The sequence below is a fragment of the Corynebacterium tuberculostearicum genome, assembly GCF_016894265.1.
GTDB lineage: Bacteria > Actinomycetota > Actinomycetes > Mycobacteriales > Mycobacteriaceae > Corynebacterium > Corynebacterium tuberculostearicum_D.
In genome coordinates, this window is record NZ_CP069791.1 from 705855 (window position 1) to 723266 (window position 17412).

Here is a 17412-nt window from a genome sequence, read left to right on the forward strand (position 1 = left end):
GGAAATTTCCTCCCTGCTAGGGGCGTGCTCTTAGCGAACGCTGCCTATAGGTCCTTGGTCTCAGCGGCGGAAGATTCCTCGTCCTTCTTTTCGGGCTGCTTCTTGCCGCCCACCAGGCTGGCGAGGAATGGGAAGAGGGCGACAGTAAGTGCGCCGCCGGAGACAAAAATGGAGGCATTTTCGGGTTCCATAATCTTGGAGTTCACCGCCAAGGTGGTCACCGCCACGATGATCGGCAGACCGGTGGCGGAATACAAGCCCACTTGGAGGCGCTCGCGGATGGTTTCAATATCGGATCCGGTATGCGCTACATTTTCGCGCAGGAAGACCGGTAGACCACGCGTCACCAGAATGAGGGCTGGAATGCCCAGCACCTTCCACGGATTATTGGCAATGGTATCCCAGCTAATGCTCATGCCGGAGACCACAAAGAAGACCGGGATAAGCATCGAATAAAACACCACATCGAGGCGGTGTTCAAGGCGGCGGTGGAATTCATCCGGGATGATGCGGTTCAAAATAATGCCAGCGGCAAAGGCGCCGAGCACGATATCGAGTTCAAAGACTGCCGTAACCGCCATGAGGATGGCCAGAATCAGGATGATAAGACGCAAGATCGTCTGGTTGGTGGAGCCCGCACCGGAGATAAAGGCGGTCTTCACCCAGGGGATGGTCGAGGCGATGGCCGCTGGCATGACGGCGACGGCAACGGCGATGATGATGAAGAACAACAAAATGATCATCGTCGTCAGCGTGGAACGAGTACCTAGCAACAGCGCCATTGCGGTAATGGGGGCGACCTCACCAATGGCACCATGAATCATCACGGAGTTGCCCACCTTGGTGCCTAGAATGCGGTCCTGTTTCAGCATCGGCGTGAGCGTGCCCAGCGCCGTTGAAGTCAGGGCCAAGGCGACGACGATGGCACCTGGCACGTTATCCACCAAGAAGTAGGCGCCCACTCCACAGGCGAGGGCACAGATGATCCAAGTAGATAGTGCCGTTCCGGCTTCTTTGGTTTTGAGGGTAGAGATTTGAATCTCAAAGCCTGCAAGAAGGAACAGCGCGCCCACGCCGAGCTCCTTGAGCATTGCGATGCCTTCGTCCTCGGCCGCGAGGTCGAGTACGGAAGGACTAATAATCATGCCGAAAATCAGCAAGAGGGCCACCGACGGCAGGCGGTAGCCCAACATATAAGAGACCAGCGGCGCGAGTAGAGCCGCGGCCATAATCCAGGCGAAAGAGACGAGGGAATTTGTATTTTCAGTTGCGCCTGCCGCCAGCAGCAGGGCATCGGTGGCGAGTCCCGCATTAAAATGCATGGACTACAGCGTACGCACCAATGCCTCTGCGTGCCTACTCAGATTCAGGTGGCTTGGGCACGCTTTCCGACGCCGGTGGTGCCGGAGCCGCCGGCGGTGCTGGCGGGGTCGGTGCGGCTGGCGGCTCAGCCTTTGGCGGCGTAGGCGCAGCAGGGGCCTCTGGCGGTTTTGGTGCTGCGGGCGGCGTCGGCGCTGCCGGAGCTGCTGGCGCCGCTGGCGCTCCAGGTGCGCTAGGCGGGGTCGGCGCGGCTGGTGCCTTGGGTGCAGGTGCTGCTGGAGCACTAGGTGGGGTAGGTGCGCTCGGTGCCGCTGGAGCAGCTGGTGCCGCTGGTGCTTGGGGAGCTTGTGGCGCAGCTGGTGCGGCCGGTGCCGGAGGCGTTGCAGGTGCGCTAGGCGGTGTTGGAGCTGCTGGTGCCTTGGGCGCAGGTGCTGCTGGAGCACTAGGTGGGGTAGGTGCGCTCGGTGCCGCTGGAGCAGCTGGTGCTGCCGGTGCTTGGGGAGCTTGTGGCGCAGCTGGTGCGGCCGGTGCCGGAGGCGTTGCAGGTGCGCTAGGCGGTGTTGGAGCTGCTGGTGCCTTGGGCGCAGGTGCTGCTGGGGCACTTGGCGGGGTAGGTGCGCTCGGTGCTGCGGGCGCGGCCGGCGCTGCAGGAGCGGAGGGGGCTGGTGCTGGTGCCGATGCGGCAGGGGTGTGGGTGGTGTTTGGGGTGGTAGAAGTGGGGGCGTCGGCAAGCGGGGCGTCATTGGTGCCCGCGGACTTCTGGTTGCGTACCGGGGTAGCAAGGAACGCCTTGGGGTGGGGCTCCGGCAGGGTGCCAGCCTCGTCGAGGGAGATGGAATTGCGCAGCATAACCGCCACGTCATTGACCTTGGTGGTGGGGGTGGAATCCTGCGCCAAGGACTTCACGCCGCCGGTCATCATGACATTGCAGAAGGGGCAGCCGGTGGCGATTTCTTCCGCGCCGGTCTCGAGGGCCTGCTCGGTGCGGAAGTCATTGATGCGGGTGCCAAGCTTTTCCTCCATGAACATGCGGGCGCCGCCGGCGCCACAGCAGAAGGCCTCGTCGCGGTTCTTGTCCATCTCACGCAGCTCCACGCCGGTGGCCTCGAGCAGCTCGCGCGGAGGATCGAAGACCTTATTGTGGCGGCCGAGGAAGCAAGGATCGTGGTAGGTAATGGGCTTGCGGTTTTCCGGCGTGCGTGGCACCGGCTTGAGCAAGCCCTCGCGGACCAGGCGGTTGAGCAGCTGGGTGTGGTGGAAGACGTCGAAGTGCCCGTCAAAGTCCGGGTACTCATTGCGGATGGTGTTAAAGCAGTGTGGGCAGGTGGTGATGATCTTGCGCTGGCCCTCCGGGACGCCGTCAAAGGCGTTGTTGAGGGTTTCAACGTTTTGCTGCGCCATCATCTGGAAAAGGAACTCGTTGCCGGCGCGGCGGGCAGGATCACCCGTACAGGTCTCACCCGTGGAGAGCACGCCAAACTTTACGCCTGCGGTATGCAGCAGGTCTACTACGGCACGAGTGGTGCGGCGGCCATCGTCATCATAAGCGCCAGCACAGCCCACCCAGAGCAGGTATTCCATATCGGAGAAATCGGCCTCGTCCTCACCGATGATGGGGACGTCGATGCCATCGGCGCGGGCCTCATCGATCCAGGCGCGGCGCTCAGAATTATTCCGGCCCCATGGATTGCCCTTGTTTTCCATATTCTTAAACAAGCCGGTGAGCTCGGAAGGGAAGTCCGATTCTGCGAGCACCTTGAAGCGGCGCAGGTCCGCAATGTGGTCGATGTGTTCAATATCGGTTGGGCACTGATCCACGCAGGCACCGCAGTTAGTACAAGACCACAGCACGTCATCGTCGATGACGCCGGCCATGGACAGCACATCCAGGCCTTCGTGCGGGTTGTAATTATCCAGTGCGCCCTGACGCAGATCCATCATGACCTTTTTGGGGCTCAGAGGCTTTTCGGTATTCCACGCCGGGCATAGTTCTTGGCAGCGGCCGCACTCGGTACACGAGGTGGAATCCAGCAGCATCTTCCAGCTACCTGGGGTGATGTCTTCCTCCAAGTCCAGGGTGGGCAGGGATTGTAGGGCCTTTTCACCGGTGGCGTTGCGCTGGAAGAAGATATTGAAAAAGCTGGTGAAGCGGTGCCACATCACGCCCCACTGGAAATTGCGGGAAATGAAGACGATAAACAGCATGCCGGACAGCAGCTTGAACAAGGCGAAGAAGCTCACCAATGCCGGGGATTCGGGGAAGAGCTTGGCCAAGTGGATGCTCAAGAAATCCGCCCAAGCGGAACCGCCGCCGTAGGTGGCGATCTTGGTGGATTTCACCAAGATCATGCCGAGTCCCTCAGAAAAGACAATGAACTCTACCCAGCGTGCCGAGGTGGTCTGGGAGTTGAAGAAGCGGCTGCCGCGCTCGGTATCGCCAAGTTTGAGGCGCACGGCGATGAGGAAACCAATACCGAGGACCGTCGCGATGCCCAAGACTTCCTCAACGAAGTGGTAGACCGGCCAGTGGCTGAGCCAGGGCCAGCCCTTGTCCGGCGCGAAGGTTTGAATATAGGCCTCAAACCACACCAGGATGCCGAAAAGGAATCCCACCATCACCAGCCAGTGGGCGGCATTGACCAGAGGCTTACCCTTGAAGTGGGAATGGCCAAAGACCTCTGCAATAACGCGCCATAAACGCTTGCCTATATTATCGGTGCGCTTGAGCTGGTTAGGTCCGCCGGAGCGGATGAACTTGAAGAGGGCCCATACGCGGGTGAAAAAGTACAGCCACACCGGAATCGATGCAGCTATAGCGATCCAACCGAACACGGTGGTCATGCGTGCTCCTTTATTACTGATGCTCCACGTTGTTATCTACCTTAAAGCCTCGGGGCAAAAATCCCAGAGTCTGCATTCAGTGCGGTGCCGCGGCGGGATGGACTGTACACTGTCAAGATGAGAAACTCGGCCGTCACATTCTTTTGAACGTGCTGTACACGGCGGCAGTGTAAAGCCAGTGCCGGTGCCTGCAGCGTGGCCTAACCTGGCAAGAAGAGAGCCTAAACCGCCGTAGAAAGGGCAAACCGCCATGGGCAAAACGAATATCACCAAGGCCGCGGTGGCCTTGACCGCAGGCCTTGCCGCCTTTGGCGTTACCGGATTCGCCGTGGCGCAAGGCGGCTTGACTGCCAACCTGGCGCTTTCGGGTAGCTTCTTCAAAATCACGATGGGGCATCTAGATGGCGAGGGCTTTTCGCTGTTTGTCGATGATGATCAAAAGGGCGATGAACACCTTCCCGTCGCGCGTATCAAACTGGACCATGCCAAGGTTTCTGACCTGTGCCTTTCCGTGACGGTTCCGAAGGTGCCCGGCGTTGGTGGGGAGGCTACCCTAGCTTTGAAAGCTGAGGGTGAGGGCAGCGTGGAATCCGATAGCCTGCTGGTCGGCGCGACCGACGTGGATGGTTCCTTGGTGATGCAGGATGTCAACGTGGGCATCGATGCGAATCAGCTCAGCGATACCGCCGATCCCGGCGCGTGGGGCCTGTACTCGAAGCAGGTCTCCCTCAAAGCGGATGATGTGAAGGCCACCTCCGTGGGCGCGCAACGCCTTTCCGCCAAGAATGTGGGAGTAACGGTGCGGAAGGGCTCCGAAAATGGCTGCTGAGCCTACAGCGGAAGAAACCCGGTCCCTTCCATTAGCAGAGGCATCGGGCGAAGAATCTAAGCCTGGCGTGTGGCAGCGCTTTCGCCGCTGGCGTTCTGGCCGGCCCTTTTTTCCGGGGTTGTTGCTCATCCTTTCCGGAATTATTATCGCCGCGCCGGCCTATATCACCATCCGCATCTCTGACCTTTTGGTCATGATTTCCACCATCTCTGGCGTCTCTACGCTGCTTATTGGCGTCTTGCTAGCCATGTTCGGTCTTGGTGCGTGGTTCCAGCCGGCAACCTCGAATTATGTCGGTGTGCTAGGCATCATCGTGGCCATTATTGCCTTGCCGACGTCCAATTTGGGCGGCTTCGTCATCGGCTCCCTGCTCGGCATTATTGGCGGGGCCTTTACCTTTGCGTGGCAGCCAGGGGAGAAGAAGCGCGGTACGAAGGAAGCAGCGGATCAATGATGAGGGCGTTGCCTCGAGCGGCGCGCGGCTGCCTAATTGTGCTGGCTTGTGCGCTGGTGGTTGCTGGTGCCAGCGGCTCAGAGCGGGTTAATGCGCAAGACGCTCCAGCGGCTCCGTACTTCAGTACCGTCTTCGCGGATACGGTGACGTTGAGAAAGAATGTCACTGTGTCGTTGGGTACCTTTCCCACCGCCACTGGCGATGTGCGGGTATTGGAGCTAAAAGGCGACAACCTCGACATCGAAAACCTTGGGATCACGCTGCCTGGCCGCTACGGCGATGGCATGTTGACTACGGGAGGGGATACCACCGAGGTACGCGGCGGACCGGTGACCATTATGGCTACCGAGCTCACAGCCACCCCGGCGGTGGGGCAGGTTTCTGCTCCCCGGGCGGATATCGATTTAAGCCGCGACGATATCAATGCCGTGTTGGATAAACTTGGTGTTCCAGAGCCGCACCCCGTCCCCGATGCGGAAGTGCCTGATGTAATCATGGAGCATCTCGAGCTGCGCGATGTCACCCTTGAGCTGGTGAACCTCAAGGGTGCTCACTTCAACGCGCCGACCGTGACGGTAGGGCTGGACTAGCTCACTGCCGGCGAAGACCTATCCTTGAGCGAACTGGGATTGATGCAGGCGCCAGTATGCGCCTTGGGCCGCAAGGAGATCGTCGTGCGAACCTTGTTCCACGATGGTGCCGTTTTCCATGACGAGGATGAGGTCAGCATCGCGAATGGTGGACAAGCGGTGGGCAATGACGAAGGAGGTGCGGTCTGCGCGTAGCGCGTTCATCGCCTCTTGGACGAGGACCTCGGTACGGGTATCGACCGAAGAGGTGGCCTCATCGAGGATGAGCAGCGCGGGCTGGGCCAAGAACGCACGGGCGATGGTGATGAGCTGGCGCTCGCCGGCCGAGATGGCACCGCCGTCTTGGTCGATGATGGTGTCATAGCCATCGGGCAGCGCGTGAACGAAGCGGTCCACATAGGTCGCCTTTGCCGCCGCAATGACTTCTTCATCCGTCGCGTCCAAGCGGCCGTAGCGGATGTTTTCCATGATGGAGCCCTTAAAGAGCACGGCGTCCTGGAGCACCATGCCCACCTGGGAACGCAGGGTATGGCGAGGCATGCGGGCGATATCGTGCCCATCAATGAGAATCTGCCCGCCATCGAGCTCATAGAAGCGCATGAGCAGGTTGACCAGGGTGGTCTTGCCGGCACCGGTGGGGCCGACAATGGCCGCGGTCTGGCCGGGCTCCACGCGCAGGTTGAGGCCGGTGATGAGCTCCTTATCCTCTGCGTAGGAGAAGTCAACGTCCTGGAACTCCACGAGTCCTAGGGCGCGGCCGGGAAGGTCCTCGTTGGTGGTGTCGGGGGCTTGCTCTTCGGCGTCGAGAAGCTCAAAGACGCGCTCGGCCGAGGCCACGCCGGATTGCACCTGCTGCATCATGCCGCCGAGCTGGCCTAACGGCTGGTTGAACTCGCGGGAGTACTGGATAAATGCAGTGGCAGCGCCCAGAGTCATGTGGCCATTGGCCACGCGCAGACCACCCAGGACCGCAATGGCCACATAAGACAGGTAGGACAGGAACTGCATGATGGGCATCATGATGCCGGACAGGAACTGAGCCTTAGCTGCGGAGCGGTAGAGCTCCTCGTTGCGCTTGTCGAATTCCTCCGTCATGGCCTCGGTACGGCCGAAGACGATGGCTAGGTCGTGGCCGGAGAAGGATTCTTCTACCTGGCCGTTGAGCTGACCGGTGGAGCGCCATTGCGTTTTGAACTGGCGCTGCGAGCGGGTGCCGATGACACCAATGACCAGGCCAGTAAGCGGCAGGGACAGGAGGGCGATGAGAGCGAGTTGCCAGGAGACGCTGAACATCATGATGGTGATGCCAATGACCAGCAGCGCGTCATAAAACAGCTGCGATAGTGCCTGCTGCAGGGCTTGCTGCACGTTGTCGATGTCATTGGTGGTACGCGAAAGGATATCGCCGCGCTGCTGGGAATCAAAGTAGTTGAGAGGCAGCGCATTAATCTTCGCCTCCACGCGCTCGCGTAGGTCAAACACGATATCCATGCTTAACTTGTTGAGGATGGCTCCCTGCCACCACTGGAAGCCAGAGGAGACGATATACATCGCGATCACGGTGATGATGAGCGTGCCCAGGTGGTTAAAATCAATGCCTTCACCGGGGACGAAGTCCATCGCGGAAGCCATATCCGCAAAGCGGTCCTGGCCCTCAGCGCGCATGCCCGCAATGGCTTGCTCGGCGGAAATATTAGAGGGCAGGTTGCGCGAAATGACGCCGGCAAAGATGACGTCCATGGCCTTGCCCATGATCTTCGGGGCTACCACGGCCAAGAAGATGCAGACGATATTCATCGCCGCGACAGCCCACAGGTGGCGCTTGAAGGGAGCAAGCAGGGAGAAAAGGCGTTTGGTGGAGGGCCAGAAATTCTTGGCCTGACGGGGTGCGGAGCCGTCCATGGGATCAAGACCGGCGTCCGTGGACTCGGTGGTAGAGGTGGTGTTTTCAGCCATTAGTTTTCGCCTCCTGCAACACCGGCGGTTTCTTGGGAATCAACGATTTCTTGGTAGACCGCGCAGCGGCCAAGGAGCTCCTCGTGGGTGCCGCGGTCGACGATGCGGCCGGCATCCAGCACCAGAATCTGGTCCGCATCGCGGATAGACGCCACGCGCTGGGCGACGATAATGCTGGTCACCGGCTGACCGCGCTCGGCAAAGGAGGCGCGCATTGCGGCGCGCACCTTGGCATCGGTGGCCACGTCCAGCGCAGAGAAGGAATCATCAAAGAGATAGATCAGCGGGCGGGCAACAAGCATGCGCGCGATGGACAGGCGCTGGCGCTGGCCACCGGAGACATTCGTGCCGCCCTGTGCGATGGGCATGTCCAAGTCTTCTACGAAGTCCGCCTGAGCCACGCGCAGCGCCTCCCAGAGCTCGTCATCGGTGGCTTCGGGGCGGCCCAAGCGCAGGTTGGAGGCCACAGTGCCGCTAAATAGGTAAGCCTTCTGCGGGACAAGGGAGACGCGCTGGACAATGTCCTGGCGGGCCAGGGAGGTGGTAGGGGTGGCGTCGATAAGCACCTGGCCCTCCGTCGGCACGTACAGGCGTGGGATGAGGGAAACCAGGGTGGTCTTGCCCGAGCCCGTCGAACCGATGATGGCGGTAGTGGTGCCGGGCTGGGCGGTAAAGGAAATGTTTTCTAGCACGGGCGCATCCGCACCGGCATAAGAAAAGCCCACGTTGCGAAATTCCACCGTGCCCGCGCAGGCCTCCGGAGAGGTGGTGGAGCTGGGTGGGGTAATGGAGGGCTCGTGCTGGAGCACCTCGGTAATGCGGCGGGCACAGATGATGGCGCGCGGCAGCATCATTGCCATGAAGGTACCCATCATGACCGCCGCCAAAATCTGGAGCAGGTACTGCAGGAATGCGGTCAGCGAGCCGACGTTGACCAAGCCCTCATCCACGCGGTGGCCGCCGAACCACAGGACCGCGCCCGTGGCCACGTTGAGGATCACCGTAATGAGCGGGAACATCACCACGAAAAGCCGGCCGATGTTCAAGGACAGATGGGTAATGTTCTTATTTTCTTTGGTGAAGCGCTCGGACTCATAGGCCTCGCGCACGAAGGCGCGCACCACGCGGATACCGGTGATCTGCTCGCGCAGGGTGCCATTGATGGAATCCAGCTTGTCCTGCATGGAACGGAAGAGCGGCATGAGGCGGGAAATGATAACGGAGATGGTGCCGAGCAAAACCGCCACGGATACCCACACCAGCCAGGACATACCGGCGTCTTCGCGCACGGCCATGATGATGCCGCCGATGGACATGATGGGTGCGGTCACCATGAAGTTCAGCATCATCATGTAGACCATTTGCACCTGCTGGACGTCATTGGTGCCGCGGGTAATGAGCGTAGGCGTGCCAAAACGGCTCATGTCCTCAGTGGACAGGGAATTCACGTGGCGGAAGACCTCGCTGCGTAGATCTCGGCCGACGCCCATAGCGGTGCGGCTGCCGCACCATACCGCGCCGATGGCGGTGATGACTTGGGCAAAGGCTACGGCCAGCATGATGCCGCCGGTGCGCCAGATGAAGTCCACATCGCCCTGAGACACACCTTCATCGATGATCTTGGCATTAAGCGATGGAAGGTACAGCGTGGCAGCTGTTGACAAGGCCTGCAGGACAAGTACCGCGATGAAATACGGCGTATACGGCGCCGACCGTGTAATGAGAATGCGAACCAGATCCATGGACTCGCGCCCCTTTCCTTGCCGTGGCTGGGTAGCCGTGCAAGTTTATACCGGTGGTGGGTGGGGCGCTAGTCGGTAATTGCTGCTAAATCCCCACGTGAGCCAGCTGCGCGCGGGTGATGACGCTGCGCCAGTCTTCAAAATCCTGCAGTGGGGCGCATAGGCCTTCCCACGTGGTGACGGCCACGCCGCGGGCCTTGAGTTCCAAGACGAGTAGCTCGCGATTGCCAGAGGCGGCCAGGCGGTGGATTTCATTATGTGTGATATCGCCGTTTGGTCCTACCCGCACGTTGCCGATAAGGCGCAAGCGGGGAGTGGTGCCGGGGCCGCAGTGGGAGCCCGTGACGGCGTCGCCCAGCACGCCCGCCAAGCCCGCAAAGCGGCGGAGTAGACCGAATGGTGCGGTGCACTGGGTAATGAGGTCCACACACATGCCAGCGCTGATAAGCTTCTCGGCGGTGGATAAGGCTGCCGGGCCCTCCCCGATGATGGCTATACGCTGCATGAAAGTGCCTCCTCGTGCAGGGCGCGCACGCCCGCAATAGACTGTCTTGTCTGTAAATCTAGTCCGCTTGGTACGGATTGGAAACTTTTTATTCGCACCTCCCGCCAAGCTCAGCGGCTTTTCGCCTAGAATCCGCTGCGCCGCCTCGGGGTTTTGCCTAATGTGTGACGGCATGAACCCAACGACGAACCTGCTGGACGGTGGCAAGAACTACCGCGACCCCAGCATCTCCCCGGAAGGCACGCGCGATACCGCGCCGCTGGACGCCGAGGTAGCCGCGCGCAACCAGCACTTGGTGGACCAGTGGGCGGATAAGCTTTACGACGCCTCAGCGGAAACCATTACCGAATGGGCCGCCGAGCACGCACCCGGCCGCCTGGCCGTGACCATGTCCATGGAAAATACGGTCCTGGCCGAGCTCGCCCACCGCGCCGGGCTCGATGCAGACCTGCTTTTCATCGATACCGGCTGGCACTTCCAGGAAACCCTCCAGGTGGCCGACGAGGTAGAAAAGCGCTACCCGGACCTGCCACTTGTTCGCGTACTGCCGTTGCTTAGCCCAGAAGAACAAGACGAGGTATACGGCCCGCGCCTCTACTCCCGCGATACCGCGGCCTATAACCGCATGCGCAAGGTTGAGCCGCTGAACATGGCCATGGACCCTTATGCCGGCTGGGTCACCGGCCTGCGCCGCGCCGATTCCGAGCACCGCGCCACCGCCCCGGCGCTGAGCCTCGACCGCACCGGCCGGTTGAAGATCTCGCCCATCATCACCTGGGATCTAGACGATACGGACCGCTATATCGAGGACAACGACCTCATCATCCACCCACTCACCCTGCAGGGATACCGCTCCATCGGCTGCGCACCGCTGACCTTCCCGGTTGGTGAAGGCGACGATGCCCGGTCCGGGCGCGTATTTGCAGACGGCAAGACAGAATGCGGGTTACACGAATAATGAGCACACTTTCTCCACACTTAAAAGACCTAGAAAACGAGTCCATCCACATCCTGCGCGAGGTGGCCGGGCAGTTCGACAAGGTAGGCATCCTATTTTCCGGCGGCAAGGACTCCGTCGTTGTCTTCGAGCTAGCCCGCCGCGCCTTCGCCCCGGCCACGGTGCCGTTTGAGCTGCTCCATGTCGATACCGGCCACAACTTCCCTGAGGTCATCGATTTCCGCGACCGCCTCGTGGAAGAATCCGGCGCTCGCCTCCACGTCGCCCGCGTCCAGGACTGGATCGACCGCGGCGACCTGCAAGAGCGCCCCGATGGCACCCGCAACCCGCTGCAATCCGTGCCGCTGGTAGAGACCATCGCCGAGCGCGAATATGACGCCGTGTGCGGTGGCGCCCGCCGCGACGAGGAGCGCGCCCGCGCCAAGGAACGCATCTTCTCCATCCGCGATTCCTTCGGCGGCTGGGATCCCCGCCGCCAGCGCCCCGAGCTGTGGGACCTGTACAACGGCGGCAAGATGGCCGGCGAAAACGTCCGCGTCTTCCCCATCTCCAACTGGACCGAATCCGATATTTGGGAATACATCGGCGCCCGCGAACTGGAGCTGCCCTCCATCTACTACTCGCATAAGCGCGAGGTATTCAAGCGCAATGGCATGTGGCTAGCACCTGGCGAATGGGGCGGCCCGGCCGAAGGCGAGGAACTGGAAACCCGCACCGTGCGCTACCGCACCGTGGGCGATATGTCCTGCACCGGCGCTGTGGAATCTACCGCGTCGACCCCGGATGAGGTACTCGCGGAGATCTCCATTTCCACCCTTTCCGAGCGCGGCGCCACCCGCGCCGATGACAAACTTTCCGAGTCCGCCATGGAGGACCGCAAGAAGGAAGGCTACTTCTGATGACCACGACCCTCACGCCGAATGTCGGCGCCCTCAAGCAGCGCGATACCCTGCGCCTGTGCACCGCCGGCTCCGTTGATGACGGCAAGTCCACCTTCGTCGGCCGCCTGCTCTATGACACCAAGTCCGTGCTCGCGGACCAGGTCGAGTCCATGGAGCGCACCTCCACCGACCGCGGCTTCGACGGCATGGACCTTTCCTTGCTTGTCGACGGCCTGCGTGCCGAGCGCGAGCAGGGCATTACCATCGACGTGGCCTACCGCTACTTCGCTACGGATAAGCGCACCTTCATCCTCGCCGATACCCCCGGCCACGTGCAGTACACCCGCAATACGGTCACCGGCATGTCCACCTCTCAGGTGGTGGTGCTGCTTATCGACGCCCGCCATGGCGTTGTCGAACAAACCCGCCGCCACCTCAACGTGGCCGCCCTCCTCGGCGTGCGCCACGTGGTCCTCGCGGTGAACAAGATCGACCTGGTGGACTACGACGAGCAGGTCTTCCGCGATATCGAGTCCGAGTTCAACCAGATCGCTACCCGCCTGGGTATCACCGATACCACCGTGGTGCCGATTTCCGCGCTCAAGGGCGATAACGTGGTCGAGCGCTCCACCACTATGCCGTGGTACACCGGCCCGACCGTCCTCGAGGTTCTCGAGACCGTCCCCGTGGCCACCGGCCGCGCCGATGAGCTGGACTTCCGTTTCCCCATCCAGTACGTCATCCGCGAGCACGCCTCCGATTACCGCGGCTACGCCGGCCGCGTGAAGGCGGGCTCCATCTCCGTGGGCGACGAGGTCTACCTCCCTGAAGGCCGCACCAGCACCATCACCCAGATTGACACCGCTGACGGCCCAGCCGACACAGCCGCCACCGGTGACTCCGTCACGCTCCTGCTTGCCGACGACGTCGATCTCGCCCGCGGCGATCTCCTCGCCGGCCCCCAGCGTCCCGCGTCCACCCGCGAATTCGACGCCACCGTTGTGGGCCTGACCGAAAAGGAGATTAAGCCTGGCCAGATGCTCAAGCTGCGCTACGGCTCTTCCCTGGTCAAAGCCCGCGTCGCCGCCGTCACCCGCACCCTGGATCTTGATGGCGTTTCCGACGTCGAGGACCCCGAGTCCGTCGCCATGAACGACATCGCCCACATCACCATCCAGACCCAGGCCGAGCTCCCCGTCGAGGACTATGCCGCCCGTGGCGCGGTGGGCAACTTCCTGCTCATCGATCAATCCTCCGGCAACACCCTCGCCGCCGGCTTCGTAGGCCACCGCCTGCGCTAGTCACTCTTTGCGCTGCTGCTGTTCTTTTCACCGCGCATCATTAGGATGCCCGTGATGCCGAGCAGCAGCGGCGTGGAGATACCGAACACCGTAGGCCCTACTACGGTCAAGTTCACGATCGGCAGGACAACCGCCGCCACCAGCGCGAAAGCCCCGAACTTCTGCTGAAACGTCTTCTCGCTCATTCTTATCTCTCCTTCGGCTACGTTACAGCCACGATAACCGCCCCTAGCTCCCCGCGAAAGCCTAGAACGCGGCCATTTCTTGGCTTCCGTGCTCCCCTCGAAGCACCGCTCCGCCGCACCGCGGCCGCCTCCGCAAACAAAACAAGCACGTTTCGCCGCCTAACTGGTGAAGTTTTAGCGAAACGTGCTTGTTTTACATCGAACTATTGCATAGGCGGAACGTCGCCGGACATGACTACCTTTTGCGCACCTTCATCCCAGCGGAAGCCGGCTTGTGTTGTCCCCGATGCTTCAGCGTTGCCCTCACCCTCCTTTGGCCAGCGGTAGGTAACTGCAATCTCGGAATCATCCACTCGGCTGACCTTTGGCGAAAACCCGTATGCCTTTGCAGTGGCCGTTCCTAGGTATTCGCCATTGTGGAAAAGCAGGATGTGATATGGCGAGGAAGCGGTCGCTCCTTCAAGCGTGACGGTTATCCACGAAAGATCTGCGCACGGGTCAAAATTGGAGTCAAAAGGCCTCCACGGCCTATCAAGTCCTGGATATGGTTCGACCTGAGCGATTGCCTTTTCATAGGCACTCTCGTCATTGTCAGAGCTGCATTCAGAAGAGCCACCATTGCCTTGACCCCGGCTAGGTGCACTCTCGTCCTGCTTCTTCTCTGGAGGAGTTTCGACTACGGTAGTGGTCTTTCGCGCGGGCTTTTCTTCAGTATTTCCGTCGGCGGAAGAGGTAGCTTGATCCGCTTCGGAAGCGCTTTCCTTTGCAGCAGAGAAAGAAGGCGAATCTTCTGGATCCGCAGAATCACTTCCACAGGCTGTTAAGGAAAAGCAGAGAACACCGGCGCTAGCCACTGCTGCTGCGGAACGCAGTTGAAGCAAGAAATGGTCGAGGCTGTTGAGCATGGTCGAGTTTCCTTTCGCGGGACTATTAGCAGGAAGCCGAGTCAAACCCGACAATAGCAACAGCGCTGGCCAAGACAAGCCGAAATGACGATCCTAGACTTCTTATCCCGTTGGCGGTACGTCGCCGGACATGATGACCTTTTGCTGTCCTTCATCCCACCGGAAGCCTGCGTCGGTTGTGCCTGAGCGGTTGGCATTGCCTTCACCTTCGCGCGGCCAGTGGTAGGTTACCGCGATCTCGGAATCACTCACACGCTCAATAGTGGGGGCGAATCCATAGGGCTTTGCCGTTGCGGTGCCTAAGTATTCGCCGTGATTAAACAGCATGATGTGGAAAGGAGAAGAACTAGTTCCTCCCTCAATCATCAGGGTTTCCCACGATAGGGATGCGCAGGGGTCATAGCCGGAGGAATCAAAGAGCTCCCATCCGATGGTGCCCCACGGAGCGACTTGGGATACTCCCTCGGTGAATGCTGTTTGGGCATCAGCTGCGCCACACGACGAAGTGGTGTCGGCTTCTGGACTCGGCTGCTCGTCATCCATCACGACGTTCGGAGGCACCGGCCGAGTAGTTTCTTCTTCCGTCGCAGCAGAGTCAGTGGGCGATTCTTCCGGCTTGGCATCGCTGTTTTCTTCTGTAGCGGACATAGTCGCTGTCTCAATCGTAGGCTCTTGGCCTGTGGTGTCCGTGGAATTCTCAGTGCAGGCGGTCACGACTAAGCCCGCTAACACAATGCCTGCCGTGAAGCGAAGTCTATGCATTATTGGCGCCCTTTAGACCGAGGGTTTTGCGGATAGACCAAATGAACTCTGCCAGGACAAGCAGAAGCGGGGTAGCGATAACAGTCTTGATCATTGAGGCGGTGAAGTTTGCGGTCTTTGCTTCGAGATCGGAAGAGCCCATAATCAGGCTCATTGCGGTGGCATCGTTGGCTGTGCCGGCTAAGGAGAGCCCGCGGATACCGGCGATGAGCCACATCAACAGTAGGATTCCCCACACCACGCACCACATTATGGACTGGCAGCGTTGGCGGGCAGGTTCAACCGGGAATGACATATTGCTGAAGTCAACAGTGAACTGCTTTTTAGAGCTGCTGAAGCCGGTGCTATTGGATGGAGCCGGGGTCTGGGAAGTGGTTTGAGTAGGCCAACCGTGTTGTGACGTACGTGCAGCGGTATATCCGGGGGCAGGGGTGTATGCGCTATTGGCTTCAGGGGATGGGGCCTCATGCGTGGGAGTAGATATGCCTGTAGCTGTTCCAGCAGGGGAAGCTGCAATTTGGCGAATGCGTGCGATATCTACCTCTGGACCGGTCGGGTCTGCCAGCTCTTTGTCATATTGCGAGCGGCGACTTTCAGCCGAGAAAATCTCACGAGCAGTGGTGAGCTCGTCTCGAGCTGCTGCGTTTTCCGGACTTAACTGAGCTAGCTTGGCCTCGACATCGGCGACTAGCTGGGAAGACTCAGCGGAAGGATCCAGGGAGAGGGAGTTGTAGAGATTGTAGTGAGCCACGGCAGGGTCCTTTCTGGTGTAAATAGGCCGTGAAAATGCCGGAAGGAGAGTGATAGGGGAGGGGTATAGGGGGATTAACAGGGATCGGAGAAGTCTCCTTTATCGTTTAGGGAACGAGCATTGCCGCCATACTGGGCCTTAAGGGAACAGACCTTGTCCACGCTATAACCGGCGTCATAGTAAATGGCGTAGACGGATTTGCCGTCTACCGTTTCACGTAGAGAGCTGCAGGCCCCGCCGCGAAGGATCTTGGAACCGGGGTATTTATCCTGGACGCGAGAGGTCTCAGTATATGGTTCTGGCCCATCGATCAGTGCGGATTCAACGATGAGGATATAGCGACCATCGCATTTGCCGTTCCAGTCGCCGGCCCACGCAAACTCGTCTGCTGCGGGGTCTTCTTCGGTGTCTTCGGCTTCTGTTGAAGTGTCGCCTTCATCGGTGCAAAGTGCGACCTTGTCAAGGAGGGGAAGCGGTGCTCCTGCTTCTTCAAGCTTGTCTTGGTCATAGCATCCGATATCAGAGGGCCAAGCTGTTCCATCCGTTTTGTATTTGTGCCACGCATTGTCAGTCCAATAGAACAACGTTAAGTTTGAAGTCCCGTCTTCACCGGCAAAAAGCCATGAGTCATCGCAATACTGCTTAACTGGTCTAGTCAACGAGCTGAGCTTTTCATCTGCGAAGTCATTGCACTTTTCGTATTTGGTAGGAGCATCCGCTGCGGCAGCGTTCTTGTCCTTGCCTTCGGACTTCTCTTCTGTAACTTCTTCGGACTCGGTTGAAGAAGCCTCTTTGGAGGCCGCTGAACCTGAAGGCGTAGAAGCTGGGGCTGAAAGAGTGGAGCCTGGGTCGTCTGTGGAATCGTGATTATTTAGCAGCGCCCATGCACCAGCGCCTACAAGAGCGAGTGCCGCCAAGACGGCTACCACAATTATGGCTAGGCGTTTGCCCTTGCCAGTGGATTTGGGATCTGGTTCCTGCGTAGGGGATGCGGGGGAGGGCGCACCCCAGGTTTGGGCGCTGCCCGAGGAGCCGGAGTCTGGGGAGGAGGGCTCCGGTTGACCCCAAGCGTTGTTATTAGTCAAGGTTTGGACTCCAATGCACGCAGAGTGGGAAACGAATGCGAAAGAGAGCGGAAAGCTGAGAATCAATCCGCGTCATACTATAGACACACGGATTGCATGAATTCTTCTGAATGATGCCCTGAAGGGGTAGTTTCAATGTATGTAAAAGGAGAAAAATGTAACGCGTAAGGCTTAAGGGAAACATTGCTGCACGGATCTGTATAAGCTACGGAGGGCACCATAGTGGCTTTGCCGTCTGGAAAACGCCCTCATCACGTTGCCAAGAAACATTCAGAAGGCGCACAGGAAAGGTCGGCCTCCTACAACGCAAAGACCAATGTCCGGCTTAATCCCAAGCATGACCAAGA

16 protein-coding genes are annotated in these 17412 nt (G+C 59.9%); 6 read left to right on the plus strand and 10 right to left on the minus strand.

Annotated features, from left to right (window positions below; translation table 11 throughout):
- Window positions 1-44: 44 nt before the first annotated feature.
- Together I6J28_RS03545 and I6J28_RS03550 are read right to left on the minus strand one after the other, a co-directional pair.
- Window positions 45-1322, minus strand: a complete 1278-nt coding sequence (locus I6J28_RS03545) for a cation:proton antiporter (protein WP_204610820.1) — start codon at window positions 1320-1322, stop codon at window positions 45-47.
- A gap of 34 nt (window positions 1323-1356) precedes the next feature.
- Window positions 1357-4161, minus strand: a complete 2805-nt coding sequence (locus I6J28_RS03550) for a (Fe-S)-binding protein (protein ID WP_204610821.1) — start codon at window positions 4159-4161, stop codon at window positions 1357-1359.
- A gap of 250 nt (window positions 4162-4411) precedes the next feature.
- Here I6J28_RS03550 and I6J28_RS03555 point away from each other — a divergent pair, with 250 nt between their 5' ends.
- From I6J28_RS03555 to I6J28_RS03565, 3 genes are read left to right on the plus strand one after another with little or no spacing between them, the layout of a single operon-like run.
- On the plus strand, window positions 4412-4990 hold the full coding sequence (locus tag I6J28_RS03555; protein WP_204610822.1) for a DUF6230 family protein: 579 nt from the start codon (window positions 4412-4414) through the stop codon (window positions 4988-4990).
- Complete coding sequence (locus I6J28_RS03560) at window positions 4980-5444, plus strand: DUF6114 domain-containing protein (protein WP_204610823.1); 465 nt, start codon at window positions 4980-4982, stop codon at window positions 5442-5444. Before I6J28_RS03555 ends, I6J28_RS03560 begins: the two co-directional genes overlap by 11 nt.
- On the plus strand, window positions 5441-6034 hold the full coding sequence (locus tag I6J28_RS03565; protein WP_204610825.1) for a hypothetical protein: 594 nt from the start codon (window positions 5441-5443) through the stop codon (window positions 6032-6034). The genes I6J28_RS03560 and I6J28_RS03565 overlap by 4 nt, the downstream gene beginning before the upstream one ends.
- Before the next feature lie 18 nt (window positions 6035-6052).
- Here I6J28_RS03565 and I6J28_RS03570 read toward each other — a convergent pair whose 3' ends face one another.
- From I6J28_RS03570 to I6J28_RS03580, 3 genes are all read right to left on the minus strand, one after another.
- Complete coding sequence (locus I6J28_RS03570; RefSeq protein ID WP_275431220.1) at window positions 6053-7990, minus strand: ABC transporter ATP-binding protein; 1938 nt, start codon at window positions 7988-7990, stop codon at window positions 6053-6055.
- Entirely contained in the window at window positions 7990-9732 is a 1743-nt protein-coding gene (locus tag I6J28_RS03575) for an ABC transporter ATP-binding protein (protein ID WP_204610826.1), read from the minus strand. The genes I6J28_RS03570 and I6J28_RS03575 overlap by 1 nt, the downstream gene beginning before the upstream one ends.
- Window positions 9733-9817: 85 nt before the next feature.
- Entirely contained in the window at window positions 9818-10237 is a 420-nt protein-coding gene (locus tag I6J28_RS03580; RefSeq protein ID WP_204610827.1) for a methylenetetrahydrofolate--tRNA-(uracil-5-)-methyltransferase, read from the minus strand.
- A gap of 172 nt (window positions 10238-10409) precedes the next feature.
- Between I6J28_RS03580 and I6J28_RS03585 the strand changes: the two genes are divergently transcribed.
- The 3 genes from I6J28_RS03585 to I6J28_RS03595 are packed head-to-tail and all read left to right on the plus strand — an operon-like array spanning window position 10410 to window position 13377.
- Window positions 10410-11195, plus strand: a complete 786-nt coding sequence (locus tag I6J28_RS03585) for a phosphoadenylyl-sulfate reductase (RefSeq protein ID WP_204610828.1) — start codon at window positions 10410-10412, stop codon at window positions 11193-11195.
- On the plus strand, window positions 11195-12094 hold the full coding sequence (gene cysD, locus I6J28_RS03590) for a sulfate adenylyltransferase subunit CysD (RefSeq protein ID WP_204610829.1): 900 nt from the start codon (window positions 11195-11197) through the stop codon (window positions 12092-12094). Before I6J28_RS03585 ends, cysD begins: the two co-directional genes overlap by 1 nt.
- Window positions 12094-13377 (plus strand): sulfate adenylyltransferase subunit 1, encoded by a 1284-nt coding sequence (locus I6J28_RS03595; protein ID WP_204610835.1) that lies wholly within the window; start codon window positions 12094-12096, stop codon window positions 13375-13377. The genes cysD and I6J28_RS03595 overlap by 1 nt, the downstream gene beginning before the upstream one ends.
- On the opposite strand, the gene I6J28_RS03600 is transcribed toward I6J28_RS03595, so the two are convergent.
- From I6J28_RS03600 to I6J28_RS03620, 5 genes are all read right to left on the minus strand, one after another.
- On the minus strand, window positions 13374-13562 hold the full coding sequence (locus tag I6J28_RS03600) for a hypothetical protein (protein ID WP_204610837.1): 189 nt from the start codon (window positions 13560-13562) through the stop codon (window positions 13374-13376). The genes I6J28_RS03595 and I6J28_RS03600 overlap by 4 nt on opposite strands.
- A 203-nt stretch (window positions 13563-13765) precedes the next feature.
- Window positions 13766-14467, minus strand: a complete 702-nt coding sequence (locus I6J28_RS03605; RefSeq protein ID WP_204610839.1) for an LppP/LprE family lipoprotein — start codon at window positions 14465-14467, stop codon at window positions 13766-13768.
- 102 nt (window positions 14468-14569) lie between these two features.
- Window positions 14570-15115 carry an LppP/LprE family lipoprotein gene (locus tag I6J28_RS03610; protein WP_204610841.1) on the minus strand — a complete coding sequence of 182 codons (546 nt, stop codon included), beginning with the start codon at window positions 15113-15115 and terminating at the stop codon, window positions 14570-14572.
- Window positions 15116-15221: 106 nt separating this feature from the next.
- The gene (locus I6J28_RS03615; RefSeq protein ID WP_204610843.1) at window positions 15222-15980 is read right to left on the minus strand and encodes a hypothetical protein; all 759 of its coding nucleotides are present in this window, start codon (window positions 15978-15980) and stop codon (window positions 15222-15224) included.
- Window positions 15981-16054: 74 nt separating this feature from the next.
- A complete protein-coding gene (locus I6J28_RS03620; RefSeq protein WP_204610845.1) occupies window positions 16055-17065 on the minus strand; it encodes a hypothetical protein in 1011 nt (336 codons plus the stop codon).
- Window positions 17066-17412 lie beyond the last annotated feature (347 nt).